Origin of the sequence: Rhizobium sp. CB3171, from assembly GCF_029714265.1 — a bacterium.
Taxonomy (GTDB): Bacteria; Pseudomonadota; Alphaproteobacteria; order Rhizobiales; family Rhizobiaceae; genus Rhizobium.
The window spans coordinates 538,820-560,125 of record NZ_CP121653.1 but is presented as its reverse complement, the minus strand read 5'-3'; the positions used below and the strand labels follow the sequence as shown (position 1 = coordinate 560,125).

General features: G+C 58.8%; 18 protein-coding genes. 7 read left to right on the top strand and 11 right to left on the bottom strand.

Features of this window, described 5'->3' with window-relative positions; genetic code table 11:
* Nucleotides 1-3: 3 nt before the first annotated feature.
* The gene (locus tag QA648_RS21850; RefSeq protein ID WP_283053636.1) at nt 4-2,163 is read right to left on the bottom strand and encodes a TonB-dependent siderophore receptor; all 2,160 of its coding nucleotides are present in this window, start codon (nt 2,161-2,163) and stop codon (nt 4-6) included.
* Nucleotides 2,164-2,423: 260 nt separating this feature from the next.
* On the opposite strand from QA648_RS21850, the gene QA648_RS21845 reads away from it, so the two are divergent.
* The 3 genes from QA648_RS21845 to fhuB are packed head-to-tail and all read left to right on the top strand — an operon-like array spanning nt 2,424 to nt 6,080.
* On the top strand, nt 2,424-3,218 hold the full coding sequence (locus QA648_RS21845) for an ATP-binding cassette domain-containing protein (RefSeq protein WP_283053635.1): 795 nt from the start codon (nt 2,424-2,426) through the stop codon (nt 3,216-3,218).
* A 46-nt stretch (nt 3,219-3,264) separates the two neighbouring features.
* Entirely contained in the window at nt 3,265-4,113 is an 849-nt protein-coding gene (locus tag QA648_RS21840) for an iron-siderophore ABC transporter substrate-binding protein (RefSeq protein WP_283053633.1), read from the top strand.
* Nucleotides 4,110-6,080 carry a Fe(3+)-hydroxamate ABC transporter permease FhuB gene (gene fhuB, locus QA648_RS21835; protein WP_283053632.1) on the top strand — a complete coding sequence of 657 codons (1,971 nt, stop codon included), beginning with the start codon at nt 4,110-4,112 and terminating at the stop codon, nt 6,078-6,080. The genes QA648_RS21840 and fhuB overlap by 4 nt, the downstream gene beginning before the upstream one ends.
* Before the next feature lie 72 nt (nt 6,081-6,152).
* Here fhuB and QA648_RS21830 read toward each other — a convergent pair whose 3' ends face one another.
* Nucleotides 6,153-6,911 carry a hypothetical protein gene (locus QA648_RS21830; protein ID WP_283053630.1) on the bottom strand — a complete coding sequence of 253 codons (759 nt, stop codon included), beginning with the start codon at nt 6,909-6,911 and terminating at the stop codon, nt 6,153-6,155.
* A gap of 470 nt (nt 6,912-7,381) precedes the next feature.
* Here QA648_RS21830 and QA648_RS21825 point away from each other — a divergent pair, with 470 nt between their 5' ends.
* The gene (locus tag QA648_RS21825) at nt 7,382-8,191 is read left to right on the top strand and encodes an EF-hand domain-containing protein (protein WP_283053629.1); all 810 of its coding nucleotides are present in this window, start codon (nt 7,382-7,384) and stop codon (nt 8,189-8,191) included.
* Between the two features lie 202 nt (nt 8,192-8,393).
* Here the strand turns inward: QA648_RS21825 and QA648_RS21820 are convergent, their stop codons facing one another.
* Complete coding sequence (locus tag QA648_RS21820; RefSeq protein WP_283053628.1) at nt 8,394-9,011, bottom strand: outer membrane protein; 618 nt, start codon at nt 9,009-9,011, stop codon at nt 8,394-8,396.
* Nucleotides 9,012-9,463: 452 nt separating this feature from the next.
* On the opposite strand from QA648_RS21820, the gene QA648_RS21815 reads away from it, so the two are divergent.
* Both QA648_RS21815 and QA648_RS21810 read left to right on the top strand, forming a co-directional pair.
* Nucleotides 9,464-10,186, top strand: a complete 723-nt coding sequence (locus QA648_RS21815; RefSeq protein WP_104826390.1) for a response regulator transcription factor — start codon at nt 9,464-9,466, stop codon at nt 10,184-10,186.
* A complete protein-coding gene (locus QA648_RS21810; protein WP_283053626.1) occupies nt 10,183-11,559 on the top strand; it encodes an ATP-binding protein in 1,377 nt (458 codons plus the stop codon). The genes QA648_RS21815 and QA648_RS21810 overlap by 4 nt, the downstream gene beginning before the upstream one ends.
* Nucleotides 11,560-11,592: 33 nt before the next feature.
* Here QA648_RS21810 and QA648_RS21805 read toward each other — a convergent pair whose 3' ends face one another.
* A complete protein-coding gene (locus tag QA648_RS21805) occupies nt 11,593-13,239 on the bottom strand; it encodes an acetolactate synthase large subunit (protein ID WP_104826388.1) in 1,647 nt (548 codons plus the stop codon).
* A 282-nt stretch (nt 13,240-13,521) separates the two neighbouring features.
* On the opposite strand from QA648_RS21805, the gene mug reads away from it, so the two are divergent.
* Nucleotides 13,522-14,028, top strand: coding sequence for a G/U mismatch-specific DNA glycosylase (gene mug / locus QA648_RS21800; protein ID WP_260305222.1), 507 nt, complete (start codon nt 13,522-13,524; stop codon nt 14,026-14,028).
* 92 nt (nt 14,029-14,120) lie between these two features.
* Here the strand turns inward: mug and QA648_RS21795 are convergent, their stop codons facing one another.
* The 7 genes from QA648_RS21795 to QA648_RS21765 form a co-directional block, all read right to left on the bottom strand.
* Complete coding sequence (locus QA648_RS21795; RefSeq protein WP_260304840.1) at nt 14,121-15,572, bottom strand: NAD-dependent succinate-semialdehyde dehydrogenase; 1,452 nt, start codon at nt 15,570-15,572, stop codon at nt 14,121-14,123.
* Between the two features lie 10 nt (nt 15,573-15,582).
* A complete protein-coding gene (locus QA648_RS21790) occupies nt 15,583-16,659 on the bottom strand; it encodes an ABC transporter ATP-binding protein (RefSeq protein ID WP_104826386.1) in 1,077 nt (358 codons plus the stop codon).
* Nucleotides 16,656-17,456: an ABC transporter permease gene (locus QA648_RS21785; RefSeq protein WP_260304839.1), complete on the bottom strand. Its 801-nt coding sequence runs from the start codon at nt 17,454-17,456 to the stop codon at nt 16,656-16,658. The genes QA648_RS21790 and QA648_RS21785 overlap by 4 nt, the downstream gene beginning before the upstream one ends.
* Before the next feature lies 1 nt (nt 17,457).
* A complete protein-coding gene (locus QA648_RS21780; RefSeq protein WP_260304838.1) occupies nt 17,458-18,330 on the bottom strand; it encodes an ABC transporter permease in 873 nt (290 codons plus the stop codon).
* Between the two features lie 119 nt (nt 18,331-18,449).
* The gene (locus QA648_RS21775; protein ID WP_260304837.1) at nt 18,450-19,460 is read right to left on the bottom strand and encodes a polyamine ABC transporter substrate-binding protein; all 1,011 of its coding nucleotides are present in this window, start codon (nt 19,458-19,460) and stop codon (nt 18,450-18,452) included.
* 39 nt (nt 19,461-19,499) lie between these two features.
* On the bottom strand, nt 19,500-19,832 hold the full coding sequence (locus QA648_RS21770) for an NIPSNAP family protein (RefSeq protein WP_104826382.1): 333 nt from the start codon (nt 19,830-19,832) through the stop codon (nt 19,500-19,502).
* A 5-nt stretch (nt 19,833-19,837) separates the two neighbouring features.
* Entirely contained in the window at nt 19,838-21,301 is a 1,464-nt protein-coding gene (locus QA648_RS21765; RefSeq protein ID WP_260304836.1) for an aldehyde dehydrogenase, read from the bottom strand.
* Between the last annotated feature and the right edge of the window lie 5 nt (nt 21,302-21,306).

Below are 21,306 nucleotides of genomic sequence, written 5' to 3'. Positions count from 1 at the left end.
GTCTCACCAAGTATATTTCAGTGTTCCAATGACCTTGCGTCGATCGCCGTAGTACTCGGTCCCATAGTAGCTGGTCGCGACATACTTGCGGTCGAAGAGATTTGTGGCGTTGACCGCAAGCCTGACGTTCTTGGTCACGTTGTAGCTGACCGCCGCGTCAAACACGGTATATCCCCCGACGGAGACCGTGTTGGCGTCGTCGCCATAGGTCTGCCCGATATAGCGGACACCGCCGCCGAGGGTCAGATCGCCGCGCTGCCCTTCGCCGGGGATGGTGTAGTCGAGCCAGGCCGAGGCAAGATGTTTCGGGACGCGCTGTGGCCTGTTGCCGATATTTCCGCCCGTTCCATCTTCACGGATCTCGGCGTCCCAGTAGGAATAAGCCAGCGTAAGGTTGACACGATCGTTCAGGGCCGCCTTGCCCTCCAGCTCGATGCCGCGCACGCCCACTTTGCCGATCTGCTCCTGAATGAGCGGCGTCACGTAGGTCGGCACATTGGTCTGCGTCAGATCGAACAGGGCGGCGCTGAACAGTCCATCGAAATTGTCGGGCTGATATTTCAGGCCGACTTCATACTGCTCGCCCCGCTGAGGCTTGAGCGAACCGCTCAATGCATAGCCATTGGCGGATGGCGTCACGAGAGGCTGGAAGCTTTCAGAATAATTCACATAGGCGGCAAGATTGGAATTGATCTTGTAGGTCAGTCCGGCGCGCTTAGTGAATGCGGATTCGGTATTGTCGTCCCTAGTGCCGAGGTCAACGTAATCCGCGGTCGTGTGGACATGGTCCCAGCGCCCGCCAAGCGTGGCGATCCAGCGATCGTCGAAGGTCAGTTGCTCCTGCGCATAGAGCCCGACGGCCTGCTGCTTGACGCGCCAGTTTACGAAGGGATTGGGATTAATGCAGGAGAGACCGCAATAGACCGGATTGTAGATGTCGATCGGCCCGGCTGTGCCATATTGGATGTTTTCGCGGGTGTTGTCGTTGGCATAGTCGATGCCGACAAGCGTCTTGCTGTCGAAAGCATTCCAACCCGTATCGTATTGAAGCTGGTTGTCGATCACGTAGCGGTTCGACAAGCCATCCACCGAGAAGGCCTGACGGTCGGCAGTCGGATCGAGGGAGGCTCCATAAACCTCGGCATAGTCGAGGCTGAGATGCGTATAGCGGGCATTGGAGCGGAAGGTCAGGCCGTCGCTGATTTCATGCTCGAACTGGTAGCCGATATCGCTTTGGCGGGTGTTGAAGCGGTTGAAATCCGGTTCGCCCAGGAAGGTATTGATGTTGAGGTTGGCACCGGCCGGAAAACCGCGCGCGCCGGTTCCATTCCGCTTGTAGTAGTCGGTCAGAATGGTGAGCGACGTTCCTTCCTCGGGTTTGATGGTCAGAGCCGGCGCGATATAGAGACGATCGTCCTTGGAATAATCCCAGCCAAGGTCTCCATCCTTGGCGAGCGCCGTAAACCGATAACTCCAAACGCCGTCGGCATCGAGCGGCCCGCCGAAGTCGGTCCCGACCTCCTTGGTTCCGTCGCCGAAGGATGTGTAGACTTCACCCTGCTTTTCCTCTGGCGGCCGCTTCGTGATCGCATTGATGAGACCACCCGGAGCGTTGAGACCAAAAAGCGTCGAGGTCGATCCCTTCAGTACTTCCACGCGCTGCAGGCCATAGGGCTCCAGGCGGCTCGCCGTATACCAGGCGGGAACGCGGGCCGCGAGACCGTCGCGATAGGTGCCGAGCGCCGTCTGGTCGAAGCCGCGAATACGGAAATAATCATAACGGTCGTCATTGCCGAACTCGTCGGAGAGGACGCCTGCCGTGTAGGCCACTGCCTGTTGCAGGTTATCGACGTGGCGCTCTTCAAGTTCCTTTTCCGTTACGACCGAAACGGCCGCCGGGACATCGATGATTGGCGTGTCCGTCTTGGTGCCGGTCGTCGTCTCCTTGGCAACGATGGTGGCATCAGGACCAATTGCGCGGTTGGACTTGCCGACCACGACGATCTTCGGAAGTTCGGTTGCGGAATCCTGCCCCCAAGCCGCCGGCGCCAAGGCCAAGGAAACGGCTGTCAAAGCACTGCTGGCAATCAGATGTTTCGTTACACGACGCCCATCCGCGCAGTTTAAGGACGCGCGAAATCCTGCCTGCCGGATGATCACCATGCAAAGCCACTCCTGTCTGTCATTTTCTGGTCACGCAGCGGAGCAGCGGTCCCCGGCGATCCACCTGCGTTGCGCGCAAAATATAAACATAACCAAAAGAGTCAACTTAAAAATCCAATGCCCCACGCTTCGCTGAAAAGGCAGGCGAGACGTGTTAAGCAGGGATCGCAGAGGCAGAAAATAATACTTGATAACACAAGTCATCTTTAGTACCGACAGCACCTTGCCGCGAGGGACGACACGTGGAAAATCACAACGACATGGCTGGCGCAACTGCCTCGACCGAGGCGTTCGCAGCGCATCGCATTCGGCTTTCGATCGACGGAAACGACATTCTAAGCGATGTTGATCTGTCGTTTCCAAAAGGTGAGTTCGTCGCGCTTGTCGGGCATAACGGTTCGGGAAAATCCAGCCTGCTGAAAATCCTCGGCCGGCAGATCCTACCGACGGCGGGTTCGGCGAGCTATGCCGGGCGGGATATCAGGTCATTTCCGGAACGCGCCTTTGCACGCACGGTCGCCTATCTACCGCAGGATGTGAGCGCCAGCGCCGACATGACGGTTCGGGAGCTGGTACGCTGTGGGCGTTATCCCTGGCATGGCCCTCTTGGGCGCTTCTCTAGGACAGACGGGGAAAAGGTGGAGCAAGCGCTTGCCCTGACGCATCTCGAACCTCTGGCCGACCGCACCGTGGCAACGCTTTCCGGCGGCGAACGGCAGCGAGCATGGCTCGCCATGCTGGTCGCGCAGGATACCGAGTGCCTGTTGCTGGATGAACCGACCGCGGCTCTCGACATTGCCCATCAGATCGAGGTTCTGTCGCTGGTGCGCAGGCTCTCCCATGAAAAAGGCCTCAGCGTGATCATCGTCCTTCACGACATCAACATGGCTGCTCGCTTCTGCGATCGCATCTGCGCACTGAAACGTGGTCGCGTCGTCGCCAGCGGAAAGCCGGATGAGATCCTGATGCGTGAGCGACTGCAGGAAATCTACGGCATCGACATGGATGTCATCGCCGCGCCGAAGACCGGCTATCCGCTCGCCTATGCCTGCTGATCCCATTTCTCTTTCCGCGTTCTCACGTCGGGCCCTGCTGCGAGCAATGGCGGCTGTGGCGGTTGCGGGCAACGCGCCGGTTCTTGCGCAATCCGCGCCGCGAATCGTCAGCCTCGACTACGGTCTCGCATCGACGCTTCTGTCGCTTGGCGTCGTTCCGCTGGCAGTTTCCGATCTTGCCGACTGGGATAAATGGGTAGTCGAGCCGGCAATGCCCCAATCCGTCGTGAACCTTGGCAGCTCGTGGGAGGTCAACTTCGAACTCCTTGTTGCCCTCAAGCCGGATATCATTCTGACGACACCCTATCTCGACGAACTTCTGCCGAAGCTAAAGCAGGTCGCAAAGGTCGTCCGCCTCGAGATCTACGCGCCCGGTATTGGCCCGATACTGCCGGCGGCCATCGCGGCGACAAGAAAACTCGGGACTGCGATCGACCGGGAAGCGGAAGCCGAAGGTTTTCTCGCGCGTGCGGATGCTTTCTTCGCCGAATGCCACGCCCGTCTTGCCGCGAAATCCCCTCCTCCCGTAGCGCTCGTCAACTTCATGGACGCGCGCCATGCTCGAATCTATGCGAGCCCGGGTCTCTATCATAACGTTCTCGAGCGCATTGGCGTGCGAAACGCCTGGACCGAGGAATCGAACTATTGGGGCTTCCAGACGATTGCGATCGAGAACCTCTCCCGCATTGCCGATCCCGATACACGTCTGATCGCCTTCGAGCCGATACCTGCTGATGTCCTGCCTAAAATCATGCAAAGCCCCCTTTGGCAAAGCCTACCGTTCGCCCGGCCAGGACATCTTTCAATCCTTCCCCCTGCTTTGATGTTCGGCATGGTCAATGAGGCGATGCGGTTCGCCCGCCTGTTGACCGACCTTTTGGATCCCAAGGAATGAACAGGTTTTTTGGAAGGTTCGCATTCGGACCCGCAATCGTGGCGCTGGTGCTTCTCGGCGTCGGCGCCCTCCTCTCATGGTTGCTCGTCATCCATTCGCTCGAAGTGAAAAGCCAGGCTGGCTATGACGTGCCGAGAATGGTCCTTTTCTATTCGACGCTCCCTCGCCTTGCGACGGCGCTGCTCGCCGGCGCGGCGCTTTCGCTGGCCGGCGCTCTCCTTCAGCAGGTTCTGCGCAATCCCCTTGCCGATCCGACAACGCTCGGAATTTCCGCGGGTGCCAATCTGGCGCTGGTCGTCACGACCTTGTTCTTTCCGGGCTTGCTAGGGCTAGGCCGGGATCTGGTCGCGCTCGGGGGAAGCGCGGTCGTCGCCTGCATCGTCATGAGCCTTGGGGCGCGGCGCGGCTTCTCACCCTTTTCGCTGGTGTTGTCGGGTCTCGTCATCAGTCTTTGGTGCGGCGCCCTGTCGGCAATCCTTGCCCTTCTAAACGAGCGCTATCTCGTCAGCCTCTTCATCTGGGGCGCAGGATCGCTTGCGCAGCAGAGCTGGGTCATTCCGATATCGCTTCTCTGGAAGACGGCGATCATCGCCATTATCTGCGCGCTGGTCATGCGGCCGCTCTCCCTTCTCGATCTCGGCGAAGGCACGGCATCGGCCCTCGGGGTTCGCCTTGTCCGGCTGCGCTTCATCGTCGTTGGTGGTGCGGTCGCGCTTGCCGCAATTGTAACCAGTGCCGTTGGGGTTATCGGCTTCATCGGTCTGGTCGCGCCGACAATTGCCCGGCTTTCCGGGGCGCGGCGACCGCAGCAATTGCTGTTGTGGTCGCCCTTGATCGGCGCCGGGCTGTTGCTGATTGCTGACGCCTCCATCCAGCTCGTTGCCGGTGAATTGGGAGAATTCTTGCCCACAGGCGCGGTGACGGCGATCTTCGGTTCGCCCTTGCTTCTGCTGCTGCTTCCCCGGCTGAAGGTCCGGCATCGGGCGTTGCAGATGAAAGAACGCGCGCGTTCATGGGCACCGGCCGGAACGAACACGCTTGCCGTCGCACTCTGCCTGTTATTCGTGGCGCTCGTCGTCGCTGTGTTCGTCGGACGCGGCATCGATGGAAGCTGGGGCCTCCCGCAAGCGGCGCTCTTTGGCGAGATTATCCCGATGCGGCTGCCTAAGGTTTTTGCGGCGCTGTCCTCGGGCGCAATGCTCGCCGTCGCGGGCGTCATTCTGCAGAGAATCACCGGCAACGAGATGGCGAGCCCGGAAGTGTTGGGCATCAGCGCAGGCGCGACCTTTGGCGTCGCCATTGCTGTCTTCATCTTCGTTCCGGGACTTGCCGGACAATTGACCTTCGCGGCCATTGGCGCGCTTGTCGTTCTGGCCGTGATTCTCCTCAGCTCCATGCGCACGGGACTGGCACCGGAACGTGTCCTGCTGGCCGGCATCTCCTTGAGCGCCATGGTCGATGCCATTGTCGGCGTCCTGAGCTCTACGGGCGATCCGCGCGCCGTCCTCCTGATGCGCTGGATGAGCGGTTCGACCTACGGCGTCGACGGCCGTTCCGCCGCGACCGTTACCATCGCGGCCGCAATTCTGACCGCGGCGGCTTTCCTTGCCCGACGCTGGCTGGATATCCTACCGCTCGGTCCATCGCCAGCGCTCGCCGTCGGCATTCCGGTCCGCAAGTCCCGTTTCCTGCTCTTTGGTCTTGCCGGGCTGATGAGTGCAGCGGCAACATTGAGCGTCGGTCCCCTGACATTCGTCGGCCTTATGGGGCCCCATCTGGCGCGGGAAGCGGGGCTTGTCCGCGCGCTCCCACAAATGGCGGGGGCGGCTGCCATCGGCGGCGCGCTGATGGTCCTTGCCGACTTCATCGGCCGCACCATCGTCTGGCCATACCAGATACCCGCCGGCCTCGTCTCGGCCCTCGTCGGCGCGCCTTTTCTTATGATGATGCTGCGAAGGAAGAGCTGACCGACCTCATTGCCGGCCAGACATGGGGTTAGTCGACGGATCGTTCAGCGATTTATCGCAAGTCCCGCTTCTTCAGGCCTTTAGGGTTTCGTAGCGCGGCTGAGGATTGCCGGCGAAACGATGGGCGCCGGTGTGGCTGAGCTTGCTGCCGGTATCGAGCCAGATCTCTCCGCCAACAGCACGCCAGCGATGACAGAAGGCAAAGTCCTCGCTCAGATAGATGCCGGTTTCTTCCTCGATAAGGCATTCAAACAGCGCATATTGCGTGGTCGGCGAGCGTTTGGTGCCAGGATAGGCGTGGATCGCGTCGTAGCGCAGGCCGGGATAGGCGGCGATCATTTTTTCGATGACGGCGCGCTTGATGAGAAGCATGCCGGTGCCGGCATAGATCGCGGTGACGAAATCGCCGTCCCATTCAGCGTAGGGACCGGTCAGCGGGGTGCCCACATAATGCAATGCCGCTTCCGCCAGAGTTTCAGCATTCCGCAGAGGTGCCTTGGCGGCATTGCCCCAGTCGTAGTCCTTGATCGGATACATGGCGGCGACCACATCCTTGTCGGCATCCAGCAGCCGCATCACCTGCTCCGGTTCGAAGCTGATGTCCGCATCGATGAACAGCATATGAGTCGCCGCAGTATCATTGAGAAAATGCGAGACGAGCGTGTTGCGGCTGCGGGTGATCAGCGCATCGTTGCCGAGCAGCGCCAGCGTCAATTGCACGCCAAACTGCCCGCCAACCTGCATCAGGGAAATGATGGATTGCATATAGTCCTTGGCGACCATGCCCCCGAAACAAGGGGTGGCTATGAAGACAAGCCGATTTTCCGTCATTCGCCAAATATCCCTTTTCCGCCGCGCATGCCGCACGGAATCTAGGGAGATTCGATGTTTCTGTGTGTACCGAATTATTGAAATTTGTTTCCCGAAAACTCGGCTTGGCAATCTGATGTGGTCCTCGCTCTCGTGGCGGTGGAAACGGGCGTGCCGGCGGGACTTTACAAGGTTCGCGCAAGTTTTCCTGTGCAGGTTCAGGCCGTTGGGGAGTACCAGACGAGAACGTGGACTGCCAAAGACGCCATGATGGCGGCAACTGTCGTGGCTTATCTTTTCATCCGTCTTCCGGTCGCGCAGTCGCGCAAACGAGGACCCTGAACAAGTTTAGCCTCCAGTATTTGGTATCCGTCTGCATTGATCTCGAAAGATGCGCTACCGCGTTCATCGAACGCAGCACGGCGCCAAGAGTAACATCAGTAAGCGTAAAAACCCGGAGTCTATGTCAACGCTCGCATCTGGAGGCCCCCTTGACGAGCATTACATCCGTCTTATCAAATAGTTATTACCAATATCAAAAATCCGGCTCGACATCGTCCTCGTCGGACGATTCGATCGCGTCGATTCTGGGCAGCAGTTCGTCCAGCAAAAGCTCATCGTCCTCTTCTTCTTCGACGGATGATCAGTCCCTGACATCGTCGGCCGAGCAACTGGTTGCGCAGCTCATGAACATGATGCTCAACCTGCAGTCGGGCGCTTCCGGCGACGATTCCTCGTCGGACTCGGATGACAGCTCCAGCAGCACCTCCTCGGCTACTCAACAGTCTGCCGGCCCGAATGGCAGCCAGAGCGACATGATCAGCGCGATGGATACGGATGGTGACGGCAGCATCAGCGAAGCCGAATTCGTCGCCGCAAGACCGTCCGATGTAAGCGAGGATCAGGCTACGACACTGTTTAAAAGCTTTGATACCAGCAACACCGGATCGTTGACGGAAGACCAGTTGGCAAGCGCAATGCAGTCCAATGAACCGCCGCCGCCACCGCCTTCCGGGGAAACGCCTGATGACAGCGAGATCTCCAGCATGTTCACCTCAATGGATACGGATGGTGACGGCAGCGTCAGCGAAGCGGAATTCGTCGCCGCACGTCCGTCCGACGTGAGCGAGGAGCAAGCGACAACCCTGTTCGATAGTCTGGATACGACAAGCTCGGGTTCTCTGACGGAGAGCCAGCTTGAGAGCTCGATGAAGGCGCAGCCACCGCAGCTTCCGGACTTTGGCTCGCTGTTTGGCTCAAACTACCAGGATGATACGACGAGCGACCTGCTTACCGTCTGATCAAAAATGACGGCAGCGGTTTAAACTCGGTCGTTTCTATCTGTCGGCAACTTGAGCAGTGAGGTTATCACCTTCGCGCTCAAGTTTGCCGGCCGTTCTTTTATGAACGCTTGCGTGCCTTTAACCGGCAGCTTGATTTCTACCGTCTTCGCCCACGGCAACTGGGCGAAGCAGCGGCTAGAAAGTGTTCCGAGCAGTTCTCTCAGAACTTGTAGCTTGCACCGAAGGTAATCTTTTGCTGGTCGGCGCTGACTTTTCCGATTTCAGAGCCAAAATCCTTGTTCCCGAAATCAGAATAACGGTATTCGGCACGCACGAGGATATTGTCGGTGAACGCGTGCTCGATGCCGCCACCTGCCGTCCAGCCGATCAGGATATCATCCTTTTTGCCGGCTCCGGGGACGTCGACCTTGCCGCCTGCAGCCGCAAGACCAGCCGTCGCGAAAACCAGATTTTGATCCAGCGCGTAGCCCACACGGGCACGGCCGGAGGCATCCCATTCGAGATTTGCTTCCTTGCCTTTTTCGAAGTTGTAGTTGAAGTCGTTCTCGATGCCGTAAACTATGTTTCCGTGCTGAAAATTATAGCCGGCATGAGCTCCAGCCGATCCGCTGTTGATGTTCTGATCCAGGCCCAAATAGGTCGCTTTATTCCAAGTATATCCTCCCTGGGCGCCAATATAGAAACCGGACCAGTTAAAGGTCGAATAGTTCTGCTGCTCCGGCTGCGGCGCAGACTGCTGCAAGGTCATATCGGCAGCCATAGCCGGCGCAGCCAGGGAGAGAACGACGGCGCCGAAAGCGAATATTCTGAAATGCATGGAGATGCCCCATCTTGTTTTGCAGGAGAGAGGGCGATGCGCAACGCTCGACCCGCTCATGACGATGCACCATGCTCCAGGCCGATATTGCGGAGTGTCTTTTGATGTTAAGTTATGTTGCGAGGCCGCATCCAGAGGCTATCCGATCGCTTCTCGACCATGTGGAACCGGATCGCGATTTCGCACGGATTGGCACCGAGATCAGCAAGCTCCGTAATATATCTCAATATTTCCACACACAGCTCCATAAATTCCTTTGCTATCTTTATGAACTTCCGGTCATCGGAACTCGGTGAGCTGTATCAATATTGCGATTGACGGTGCCGTCATCGCGGCAGTCCATGAGAGGGCAATGTTTAGTTGGAGTGTTGGCGTGACCCACGCAGACAGAATGATTGCTGAAACGGAAATGACTCGAGGCACTTACTCGAATCCGTGGGAAGGTATCTGAAATGGCGCCTTCCGAGCAATCCAATATCCTGATCGTTGAAGACGATGCCGATATCGCAGCTATGCTGGTCGAGCTGATCAAAGACAACGGCTTCAATGCCTTAGCGGTGGCAAATGGCGCCGAAATGGATCAAATGCTCCGTCAATACAGGTTCGATCTGATCGTTCTTGACGGCATGCTGCCGGGGGAGGATGGATTTAGTATTTGCATGCGTCTGCGGGCAACGAGGTCTATCCCCATTTTGATGTTAACCGCACGGCGGGAGGATATCGATCGCGTCCTTGGACTTGAATTGGGTGCTGACGACTACGTCACCAAGCCCTTCAACTCCCGAGAACTAATCGCCCGCATCAAAAGCATTTTGCGCCGAGCATCGTTTTCCCGGCGAGAGGAAGAGATGTCCGGGCCGCTAACTTTTGCCGGCTGGCGCATCGATCCCAACAGCCGGCAGCTCTTCGACGCTGAAGGCGATGAAGTGTCGATGACAACGGCCGAGTTCGACCTTCTCTGGGCGTTCTGCACCAATCCCAACAAGGTGCTGACCCGCGACCAGCTTCTGTCCATGACGCACGCGGGATCGGCCGGTCCGGTCGAACGCAGCATCGACGTCCATATCAGCCGGATACGACAGAAGATCGAACCGAACCTCAAGGACCCGGCTTTCATCAAGACGGTGCGGCTGGGAGGCTACCTGTTCGCAGCAATGGTGGAGAAATTGCCGTGAAAAGTCTCCGCATGGCCTCCATTCGCACTCAGATCCTCGTGCTGGCGCTCTTGCTGATCGTTCTCGTGTCAGTGGTCGCCGCGACGACCGAGCCGTTCATCTACGGCCGCCATGACAAAGGCATCGCGATTGGTTTGCTGGCGGGGCGGATCGAGCGCGTGGTTGACCAGTTCCGAGACGCACGATCTCCTGCAGAGGAAACGGCAGCCTTGAGCTTGGCCGCGAGATTGCAGATCCCGGTGGAAAAACTGCCGGTAAGCCAGATCTCTCCGCGTGATGAGACAGAAGCGACATCGGCCGACATTCTGCAGAGGACGCGCCGCGCTCTGGAAGATGATTTCCTCGGAAGTCTGCGCCACCTCTTTGACAAGGAAAAATCCGTTCCTCTCATCGTGATGGTCGATAAGGAGCGGGCTCTTGTTTTCCATATGCCGGTCTTCCCAAGATCCTTGTGGTTCTTTCCCGCGGTCGCAAGCGGAGTTCTGAAAATTGTCATTCCCTTGATCGTGCTTGCCTATGTCAGCAGTTGGCTGATCACCAGGCCGATGGGCCGCTTTACGGCGGCGGCGGAACGCGCAAGTACCGATGATAGCCTGGAAAAGCCGTTCGTAGCGGAAGGCAGCGCTGAAATTCGAAGCCTTGCCGCATCGCTGAACATTATGCGAAGCCGGATCTTGCAGATGGCGGAAAGTCGAACGCGAATGCTCACATCGATCAGCCATGATCTGAGGACACCACTGACGCGATTGCGAATGCGCGTGGAGCGCTGCGAGCAGCCCGAGCTTCAGCACAAGATGCTCCATGATCTGACGGTCCTGGATGGCATGATAGATGAGAGTCTGGCGTTTCTCACAAACGCGATCCACAACGTACCGTCTCGAAAAGTGGACCTGTCCAGCCTGCTGCAAACGATTGCAACGGATTTCTCGGAAACCGGCATCGATGTCCGGTTCTCCGGGCCACGGCGGCTAAAATATATGTGCAGACCCTCGTTTACGAGAGCAATATCCAATCTGGTTGAAAACGCTTCCCGCTATGCGACGCAAATCGACATCGAATTGCAGGATGCCGGCGATGACGGGATATTTATAAGGGTGAGCGACAATGGTCCGGGCTTGACGGATGAGCTCAAGACCCGGGTGCTGGAGCCCTTTTTCAAAGCGGACGAGGCTCGCACGACCGGAGCGGGAGGCGGTTTTGGCCTCGGCCTCCCGACAGCGGAAGGCATCATCAGGAAAGGACATGGCGGGAAACTAACCTTGCTGGATCGAGTGCCGAATGGTCTGGTGGCGGAAATCGTTCTTCCTCTTGTCCCCGAAAGTGGCTCCGGCGGCCTTTCGGTAACCTCCGGCCCCACATTTTCGATCACCTGAAGTCTGCCTGACGCCCCTCAGGTGAGCGACATTTCATCCCTCCAATATTGCAGGGAGCCGTTCGCGAAGCTCCTTAACCAGCACACGCTCATTTTCCGAGTAGTCGACCGGGACGTTCACCAGATGAACGCCAGATCCAGAGAATGCATCTTCGAGAGCCTGTTTGAACTGGTCGATGTCATCTACCCTGATTCCCTTGGCACCGTAGGATTCGGCATATTTCACGAAGTCCGGATTGCCGAACGTCATTCCGAAATCCGGGAACTCGTCCACGGCCTGCTTCCAGCGGATCATTCCGTAGGCATTGTCCTCGATCACGAGGATGACGAGGTTGAGCTTCAACCGGACGGCAGTCTCCAGTTCCTGGGAGTTCATCATGAAGCCGCCGTCGCCACAGATCGCCATGACGCGCCGCTCGGGATAAAGCATCGAGGCAACCATCGCCGATGGAAGTCCAGCCCCCATGGTTGCAAGAGCGTTGTCCAGCAACAGCGTGTTCGCCATCCGCGTCCGGTAGTTGCGGGCAAACCATATCTTGTACATGCCGTTGTCGAGCGCAAGGATACCATCATGCGGCATCACTTCCCGGATATCATGGACCAAGCGCTGGGGCGTAAAACGATCTTCCGTCGCCCGCGCCGCGATGCGTTCGAGAATGCGCTCCCGCAGATGAAGAAGAGCCTCTGCGTTCGGCAGTTTGCCCTCGAGGCGATCCGCCAGCGCCTTGAGCGATGGGCCGATATCTCCGATAACTTCTGCTTGCGGGAAATAGACCTGTTCGACGGTGGCGGGCTGATATCCGACATGGACCACATGCGGACCGTCCTTGCCCATGATGAACGGCGGTTTTTCGATTGTGTCATGGCCGATGGTGATGATGAGATCGGCCTGTTCGATCGCCTCGTGCACATAATCGCGTTCAGAAAGCGCGGCGGTGCCCATGTAGAGCTCGGTACCGCCCGGAACCGTTCCCTTCCCCATCTGCGTCGTGAAGAAGGGGATGCGGGTTCGTATCACAAATTGCGCGATGTCTGACGTCGAGCGGGGGCGCGAGGCTGCAGCTCCAAACATCAGAAGCGGACGCTTGGCTGCAGTGATGAGAGCGGCGGCGCGGTCCAGCGCCGCGTCGCTTGCGGTCGGCAGTTCGAGCTGATGCGGCGCGATGAGTGCCATTTCCGGGCATTCTTCGGCTGCGATGTCTTCTGGAAGCTCGAGATGAACGGGTCCTGGTCTTTCTTCCTGCGCGATCCTGAACGCTTCCCTGACCATCGTGGGGATCATCTGCGGTGACACGATCTGCCGCGCCAGCTTGGTAAGCGGTTTCATCGACGCAACGACGTCGACCACCTGGAATCGCGCCTGACGAGACGAGAGGACACCCTTCTGACCCGTGATCATCACCATCGGCATCGCACCGAGCAACGCATATGCCGCCCCCGTCGAAAGGTTCAGGGCACCCGGTCCAAGCGTCGTCAGGCACACTCCCGGCTTTCCCGTCAGGCGGCCGTAGGTCGCTGCCATGAAGGCGGCTGCCTGTTCATGCCGGGTGAGTACCAACTGGATTGACGATTTGCGGATGGACTCGACAACGTCAAGGTTCTCTTCGCCGGGAATGCCAAAAATGCGGTCGACACCTTCATTCTCAAGTGCGGCCACTAAGAGATCAGAGCCTTTGGTCATGGATGAACGTCCGTGCTGGTTGGCGGATCGACCGGTCGGGGCTTACCGAATTGGAAGAAGACCTTGAAGATAGCTTCTTTTGGGAAGCTGTCCAATCGTAGTTTGACGCCAGGCTTGAAGGGCAATGCCAGACACCGCTGCCTGCCACAATGACGACAATTTGCCGGTAGACTTGCTGACGGCGCCGCACGCACCCCCGTCTCCACCGTCATTTCCAAAGCGAAGTTTGGTATGCAAGAAAATACTTCAGCCAAGGACACGCATGATCCAGTCGACGCCGCAATGCAGGCGGGCGGGCTGGCGGAAATCCTTGCGCCTTGCCTCTCCGTGGTTTTCTGCGGGTTGAATCCAGCCCTTTCCGCTGCTCGGGACGGCCATAACTTCTCGAACCGAAGCAACCGCTTTTGGCGTGTATTGCATCTCGCCGGATTTACACCCCGCCTGCTGCGGGCGGACGAAGAGCGCGAGATGCTGACATATGGCCTGGGCCTGACATCGGCGGTCTCACGGCCCACCAAAAGCGCCAGTGAGCTTAAGAACCACGATTACGTCAACGCGGCTCCTGCACTGGAAAGCAAGATAAGAAACTTCGCACCGGCAAATCTCGCCTTTCTGGGAAAGGCAGCATACGCGGCGATCAGCCTCCGAACGCATGTCGAATGGGGCAGGCAGCCGGACGAATTTGCGGGCGTTTCAATCTGGGTGCTTCCAAATCCAAGCGGGCTCAACAGGGCCTTCAACCTGGCGAGATTGACGGAACACTACCGCGAGCTGAAATTGACGCTTTAGCTGGCATGACAATCAATTCCATCGAGCCGCCGTAGTGCAACGCTGAGGAACCTTCCCTGTGGAACAGGGGCCTCCGCTTCCTGCAAAAGAGACTATATGCCGCCCAAACAGACGTATTTCAGCTCGGTATATTCGTCGATGCCGTGGCGTGAGCCCTCCCGACCCAAACCGGACATTTTCACGCCGCCAAAAGGCGCCTCAGCGGTGGAAATCAGACCGGTGTTGACGCCGACCATCCCGTATTCCAACGCTTCCGCCACCCGGAATACGCGCGACAAATCTCGTGCATAGAAATAGGAGGCGAGCCCGAACTCGGTGTCATTTGCCAGTTCGATGACGTCGCTCTCGTCGCGGAAGCGGAAGAGCGGCGCGACTGGCCCAAAGGTCTCCTCGCTGGCAAGCTGCATGCTGCCGTCGACGTTGCGAAGGACTGTCGGCTCAAAGAAATTGCCGCCAAGAGTATGACGATTGCCGCCTGAGAGGACCTCAGCACCCTTATCCAACGCGTCGCGAATATGCGCCTCAACCTTGAGGACGGCGTTCCGGTCGATCAGCGGGCCAAGGACGACACCTTGATCCAGCCCGTTGCCAACCTTCAGTTTTTCAACCGCGTCGGCGAGCTTGGCTGCAAAAGCTTCATAGACACCATCCTGCACATACAGCCGGTTGGCGCAAACGCAGGTTTGCCCATTGTTGCGGAACTTGGCGATGATCGCGCCCTCGACCGCTGCGTCGAGATCCGCGTCGTCAAACACGATGAAAGGTGCATTACCGCCAAGCTCGAGACCGAGCTTCTTGATCGTCGGCGCGCATTGCCGGTAAAGCAGTTCACCCGTGCGCGTGGAACCGGTGAAGGTCAGAACCCTGATGGCTGGGCTTGCAGTCAACGTCCCGCCAATTGCGGCGGCATCACCGGTGACGATGTTGAGGAGGCCCGACGGCAGACCCGCGCGCTCAGCAAGAACGGCAAGCGCGATCGCGGAAAAAGGCGTCTGCGGCGCCGGCTTGAGCACGACCGCGCAGCCAGCGGCAAGCGCCGGGCCGACCTTGCGGGTCACCATGGCATTTGGAAAGTTCCAGGGCGTGATGGCAGCGACAACACCTGCAGGCTGGCGTAGGACAAGGATCCGCTTGTCCTGCTGATGGCCGGGTATGGTCTCGCCGTTGATGCGCCTCGCCTCTTCGGCGAACCATTCGATGAAGCTCGCGCCATAGGCGATTTCCCCCTTGGCCTCGGCCAGGGGTTTTCCCTGCTCCAATGTCAGGATCATCGCCAGGTCATCGAGATTTTCGATCATCAGGCGGTACCACGCCTTCAATATGGTGGCGCGCTCCCCCGCGGTCTTCTTTGCCCAGAGCTTCTGAGCGATGACGGCGGCGCGGATGGCGTCCTCGGTTTCGGCAGCACCCAGATCCGGAACCAAGCCGAGTGCCTCGCCCGTGGCCGGATTGCGGATGGTTGTCGCCTGATGGTCCTTCGCCTCTATCCAATTGCCCGCAACCGGACAGGCCTGACGAAACAGTGACAAATCATGGAGCTTCATGTGACGACTTTCAGCAAAATACGTGAGCGGCATCCGGATCGAAATCCAGATGCACCTGTTCGCCACGGCTGAGCCCGGTAATTGCTTCATGGCCGAAGGGAAGGCGCACGGCCAGGGCCTCGCCTGCGGCGGTTTCGGTGGCAACATGAACGTTATTGCCGAGGAAAGTGATATCGCTGACAGTCGCCGCAAGGCTGCCTTTCTGCACTCGGTTTCGCGACAAGCGAATGCGTTCGGGCCTCAGCATCAACGCTCCCCTCTTTCCGGAGATGGCCTGGCCATGCACCGGAATTCTGAAGACCGCGTCGCCACCAAGCGAGATCGTCGCGTGTCCATCCGTCGATGACAGCAGATCGCAGGAAATGAAGTCGCTGTCGCCGATGAATTCGGCAACAAAGCGGGTGCGTGGATTGGCGTAGAGTTCCGGTCCGGTTCCGATCTGGTCGATGACGCCCTTGGAGAACACCGCAATGCGATCGGAGAGACGCAGGGCCTCCTCCTGATCGTGCGTGACGTAGAGGATCGTCACCTCGGTCTGTTGGTGAATCCGGCGTATCTCGTGCTGGATTTCTTCGCGAAGCTTCTTGTCGAGTGCCGAAAGCGGCTCGTCCATCAAAAGCACCGGCGGATCATAGGCGAGAGCCCTGGCGAGCGCGACGCGCTGCTGCTGGCCGCCCGACATCTGCGCGGGCTTGCGATCCTCAAATCCCTCAAGCCTGACAAGCCGCAGCATTTCCTTGACCTTGCTATCGACTTCCGCCTTGGACTTGCGCCGTACCTTGAGCGGAAAAGCGATGTTTTCACCGACCGTCAAATGCGGAAACAAGGTGTACCGCTGGAAGACCATGCCGATATTGCGCTTATGCGACGGGGTCGAAAGCAGCGTTTGCCCGTTGAGGCTTATGTCGCCTTTCGTCGGGTTTTCGAAGCCCGCCAATATGTAGAGGGTCGTGCTTTTGCCCGAACCGGACGGCCCGAGAAAGGTCAGGAACTCGCCACGCTGGACCTCGAGATTGACATCTTGCACCGCGACGACAGGACCGTATTCCTTGCGGATGCCTCTGATCTGTAGGAAAGATTCGTTCATGATTTCAGTACCTTGCGTGCGATCGCGACAAGCGCCATCAAAGTGATCGTCAAGAGGATGAGAAGGGACGATGCCGCAGCGATGACCGGCGTCAGATCTTGCCTGAGGGTGGACCATACCTTCACCGGCAGCGTCTGCAGTGTGGGGCTCGCCATGAAGATCGCCACCACCACTTCATCCCAGGATGTCAGGAACGAGAAGACAGCCGCGGAAAACAGTCCATGGCTGATGGCCGGCAGGGTCACCCTGATCTTCGCCTCAAGAGGCGACGCACCGCACAGCACCGCGGCATCCTCGATGGATTTGTCGAACCCTTCGAGCGCATTGGATATCGAAAGGATGGAGAAGGGCAGTGCCAGCACGAGATGCGAAATGACAAAGCCAATCATGGTGCCGCCGAGACCCATCCTCAGGAAGAAGGCATAGAGAGCAACGGCGAGGACGACGACAGGCAGGATCATCGGCGTCAGGAAAAGCGCCTTCAGCGCGTCGCGGAACAAGAAAGTTCCACGCACCAGACCGAATGAAGTAATCAGCCCAAGCAGCACGGAAAGAACCGTGACGATCGAGGCGATCCTGAAGCTCGTCCAGGCGGATCCCAGCCATTGCGGATCGGCGAAAAGCTGGCTGTACCATTGTAGCGTCCAGCCCGGAGGCGGAAAGATCAGCCACTGCGAAGATCCGAAGGAAAGCGCCGCGATGAAGAGGATCGGCAGCAGCAAGAAGGCTGCCGTCAAGACGGTCACCGCCACAAGCACATATTTCCACCAGCCGAGGCGATCGAAATTGAGCAGCATGTCAGCGCCCTCCCGTGTTCTGCACGCCGAACAGCCGCAATTGGACCGCATAGAGCGAAAGCGTGACGACGAGGAGAACCAGGGCCGCGGCACCGCCCATTCCCCAGTTGACCAGGGACTGCACGAACTGGGCGATCAGTTCGGCCAGCATCATGTTCGCCGTGCCGCCGAGAAGCGACGGGGTAACGTAATAGCCGAGGGACATGACGAAGACCATCAAGGCACCCGCGACCATGCCTCGCGCAGCCAAAGGCAGAAGGACGCGCGTAAGACATTGCCAGCGGTTCGCGCCGCAAAGTGCCGCCGCCTGCAGGATGGCCGGGTCGATCTTCTTGATGACGCCATAGAGGGGCAGGATGATGAAAGGCAGCATGATATAGGTCATGCCGATCGTTACACCGGTCAGATTGTTGACGAGCGGCAGCGGCCGGTCGATCAGTCCCATTCCAATCAACATCTTGTTGATCAGCCCGGTACGCTGAAGCAGGACCATCCAGGCATAGGTTCGTGCTAGCAGATTGGTCCACATCGACAGCAGCAAGACTGCGAAAATCACCGAAGCCAGCCTTGTCGGCATGATTGCCAGCGTCCAGGCGACGGGAAAGCCGATCAGCAGCGAAATTGCCGTCACAAGGCCGGAGACAATGAAGGTGTTGGCGAATATCTTCAGATACGTCGCCGAACCCAGGAGTTCAGCATAGTTGCCGAAGCCCACAACCGGTTCCAGCACGCTTCGCAGCAAAAGGGCGACGACCGGTACAATGAAGAAGATCCCAACAAAAATCAGCGCCGGCATAATTTCGCCTAAGCCCGCAGGCCTGACGGCCTTGGACGTAGTCGCAGTTTCACTGGCGACGTCAATGTAAGTCGACATGGCAATCCTTTCCCGCCGTAGGATCAGACAACGGCGCCAGCTCCGAGGAAGATTTCGAACCTGCGTCAGACACCGCGGGCGGAACGACGCCCGCGGTGAAGCCTCGGAGTTTCTTCAACTTATTTGGCCTGCCAAGCATACCACCGCTTGCCGATTTCATCGCGATTTTCGGCCCAATACTTCATGCTTGCATTGACTTGGCTGGCGGTCTGCTGGTCCGGCAAGGTCTTGGCTATTGCCGGGTCCATCAGCTTGGCCGAGTCGATGTTGATGGGTGCGTAGCCGGTCGCCTTGGCAAGATCGGCCTGCGGCTGGGCCGACGTTGCAAGCGCAATGAACTTCATCGCGGTTTCAAGGTTCGGTGCACCCTTCGGAATGACCAGCGAGTCGGCCGCCGTGATGTTCTGCTCCCAAGAGGTTTCCGTCTTGATGCCGCTGGCGGCGAGCGCGGTCATGCGGCCATTCCACAGGCTGCCGAACGGGGCCTCGGCGGATGCGAGAAGCTGCTGCGACTGGGCGCCGCTGGACCACCAGATGATGTCAGATTTGATCGTATCCAGCTTCTTGAATGCCCGATCGAGATCCAGCGGGTAGAGCTTGTCGGCAGGAACGCCATCGGCCAGCAACGCCGCCTCGATCACGCCCGGGGCCGACCATTTGTAGAAGGTACGCTTACCGGGAAATTTCGCCGTGTCGAAGAGATCGGCCCAGGTCTTGGGGCAGGCGCTCACGGCGTCCGCATTGCAGCCGATCACGAAGGAATAGTAGAAGCTGCCGACCGAATAGTCCGTGACGAAACGAGGGTCGAGCTTGGACTTGTCGATAACGGAGAAATCCAGTTTTTCCAGCAGCCCGTCCTTGCCCGCCTGGGCGGCATAGTCGCCCTCGACGTCGACGACATCCCAACTGACCTGGCCCGCTTCGACCATGGCTTTCAGCTTGCCGTAATCGGTAGGTCCATCCTGTGCGACGACGGTGCCGGTCTTGTCTGCAAACGGATTGGCCCAGGCGACCTTCTGTGCGTCCTGCGTGGTTCCTCCCCAGCTCGTGAAGACCATCGTTTCGGCCTTTGCGGCCCCGGACACAGCCATTATTGCGGCGAAAGCCGCCAGTGCGATTGTACGTTTCATGTTCCCTTGTCCTTATACTTGGTGTCTTACAGGCATGCCTTATGCGGCTGGCGGGCTCTTCCCCAGAGGGGAGAAACCTGCCGGCTTCATAATCTTGTTCTCGGCCACTTCGATCAGGTCGCGTATCTTCGGCAGGAAGGCCTGCCATTGCGGGTCGGTCGCCAATCTCTGGCGCCTTGCCTCGCGATCATCGAGGCTTTCATAGGCCCAGATGTGAACGATCTCGTTGATGGTCCCGATCTCCGAAAAGAAATAGCCGACCAGATTGCCGAGATGAGCTTTCTGAATGGCGATCCCTTCTTCCTCGACGACCTTCAGATATTGCGGGATTGCACCGTTCTTCAGCCGATAAGTCCGGATTTCATAGAACATCGGCGTCACCTCATGACGAAAGGATCGGGGATCGGATCGTCCGACGTCCTGAGCCAGATTGTCTTCGTGCGGGTAAAATCGAGGGCCGCGGCCAAGCCGCCTTCCCGGCCATGGCCGGAAAGGCCAAAGCCGCCGAAAGGTGCAATCGGCGATACGGCGCGATAGGTATTGACCCAGACGATACCCGCCCGGATGCCCTTCATCAGGCGGTGGGCTCGCGTGAGATTCTGGGTGAAAACGCCCGAGGCAAGACCATAGCGCGTATCGTTGGCGATCTTCAGCGCTTCTGCTTCAGTTTCGAACGATACCACCGACAGAACCGGGCCGAAGAACTCCTCGGCAAGCGATGGCGAGGCGACATCGTCGCAATCGAGGATCGTCGGCCGGAAATAATAACCCGCGCCGTCAGGCCGTTCGCCGCCGGTGACAAGGCGGGCGCCGCTCTGCACGGATCGTTCGACGAGCGCCGCAACATGATCCTGCTGACGTTTCGTTGCCAGCGGCCCCACTTCCGTCGCCATGTCCAGCGGCGAGCCGATGCGGATCGCCTCCGCCTTGGCCTTCAGCATCGCCAGGAAGCGTTCCTTGACGCTTCGCTCGACGATTAGCCGCGAGCCGGCGACGCAGCTTTGTCCGGTTGCCGCGAAGATACCGGCAACCTGCGCATTAGCGGCACTTTCGAGATCGGCATCGGCAAAGACGATGAAGGGCGACTTGCCGCCGAGCTCAAGCGAGGTGGAGGCGAGATTTTCCGCCGAATTGCGCACGATATGACGCGCCGTTTCCGGCCCGCCGGTGAATGCGATATGGGCGACCTTCGGGTGCCGGCTGAGAGCGGAGCCGCAGGCGGGGCCGAAACCGGTAATGATATTGACGACGCCGGCGGGAAAGCCTGCCTCGTCGACGAGGCGCGCAAACTCCAGAAGCGGCGCCGGTCCGTCCTCCGATGCCTTGACGACCATGGTGCAGCCGGCGGCCAGCGCCGGACCGATTTTCACGGCCGACAGGAAGAGCTGGCTGTTCCAGGGCACGACCATGGCGACGACGCCGATCGGTTCGCGGCGCAGCCAGACATCCATGTCAGGCTTGTCGATCGGAAGATAGGAACCCTCGATCTTGTCGGCGATCCCGGCATAATAGCGATAATAATCGGCAACATAGGCGATCTGCGCCGAAGTCTCGCGAATGATCTTGCCGGTATCGCGGGTCTCCAGCTCGGCCAGCTTCTGCGCATTGGCTGCAACCAGATCAGCAAGCTTGTAAAGGAGCTTGCCGCGCTGGGTGGCCGTCAATTTCGACCAGGGTCCGTCATAGAGCGCCTTCTCCGCCGCATCTACGGCACGATCGACATCCTTCTCGCGCGCCTCCGGCATCTCGGCCCAGATTTCGCCGGTCGCCGGATCGACGCTTGCAAACCGGGCCTCTCCGTCTACGAATTCGCCGTCGATGTAGGACTGGAAGCGTTGCATGGGGT

Coding starts and splice junctions, on each gene's coding strand:
- mug (WP_260305222.1), top strand. CDS start 13,522: ATGCAGGCGGGCGGGCTGGCGGAAATCCTTGCGCCTTGCCTCTCCGTG.
- QA648_RS21820 (WP_283053628.1), bottom strand. CDS start 9,011: ATGCATTTCAGAATATTCGCTTTCGGCGCCGTCGTTCTCTCCCTGGCT.
- QA648_RS21770 (WP_104826382.1), bottom strand. CDS start 19,832: ATGTTCTATGAAATCCGGACTTATCGGCTGAAGAACGGTGCAATCCCG.
- QA648_RS21780 (WP_260304838.1), bottom strand. CDS start 18,330: ATGTCGACTTACATTGACGTCGCCAGTGAAACTGCGACTACGTCCAAG.
- QA648_RS21850 (WP_283053636.1), bottom strand. CDS start 2,163: ATGGTGATCATCCGGCAGGCAGGATTTCGCGCGTCCTTAAACTGCGCG.
- QA648_RS21775 (WP_260304837.1), bottom strand. CDS start 19,460: ATGAAACGTACAATCGCACTGGCGGCTTTCGCCGCAATAATGGCTGTG.
- QA648_RS21785 (WP_260304839.1), bottom strand. CDS start 17,456: ATGCTGCTCAATTTCGATCGCCTCGGCTGGTGGAAATATGTGCTTGTG.
- QA648_RS21765 (WP_260304836.1), bottom strand. CDS start 21,301: ATGCAACGCTTCCAGTCCTACATCGACGGCGAATTCGTAGACGGAGAG.
- fhuB (WP_283053632.1), top strand. CDS start 4,110: ATGAACAGGTTTTTTGGAAGGTTCGCATTCGGACCCGCAATCGTGGCG.
- QA648_RS21845 (WP_283053635.1), top strand. CDS start 2,424: ATGGCTGGCGCAACTGCCTCGACCGAGGCGTTCGCAGCGCATCGCATT.
- QA648_RS21795 (WP_260304840.1), bottom strand. CDS start 15,572: ATGAAGCTCCATGATTTGTCACTGTTTCGTCAGGCCTGTCCGGTTGCG.
- QA648_RS21805 (WP_104826388.1), bottom strand. CDS start 13,239: ATGACCAAAGGCTCTGATCTCTTAGTGGCCGCACTTGAGAATGAAGGT.
- QA648_RS21840 (WP_283053633.1), top strand. CDS start 3,265: ATGGCGGCTGTGGCGGTTGCGGGCAACGCGCCGGTTCTTGCGCAATCC.
- QA648_RS21815 (WP_104826390.1), top strand. CDS start 9,464: ATGGCGCCTTCCGAGCAATCCAATATCCTGATCGTTGAAGACGATGCC.
- QA648_RS21790 (WP_104826386.1), bottom strand. CDS start 16,659: ATGAACGAATCTTTCCTACAGATCAGAGGCATCCGCAAGGAATACGGT.
- QA648_RS21830 (WP_283053630.1), bottom strand. CDS start 6,911: ATGACGGAAAATCGGCTTGTCTTCATAGCCACCCCTTGTTTCGGGGGC.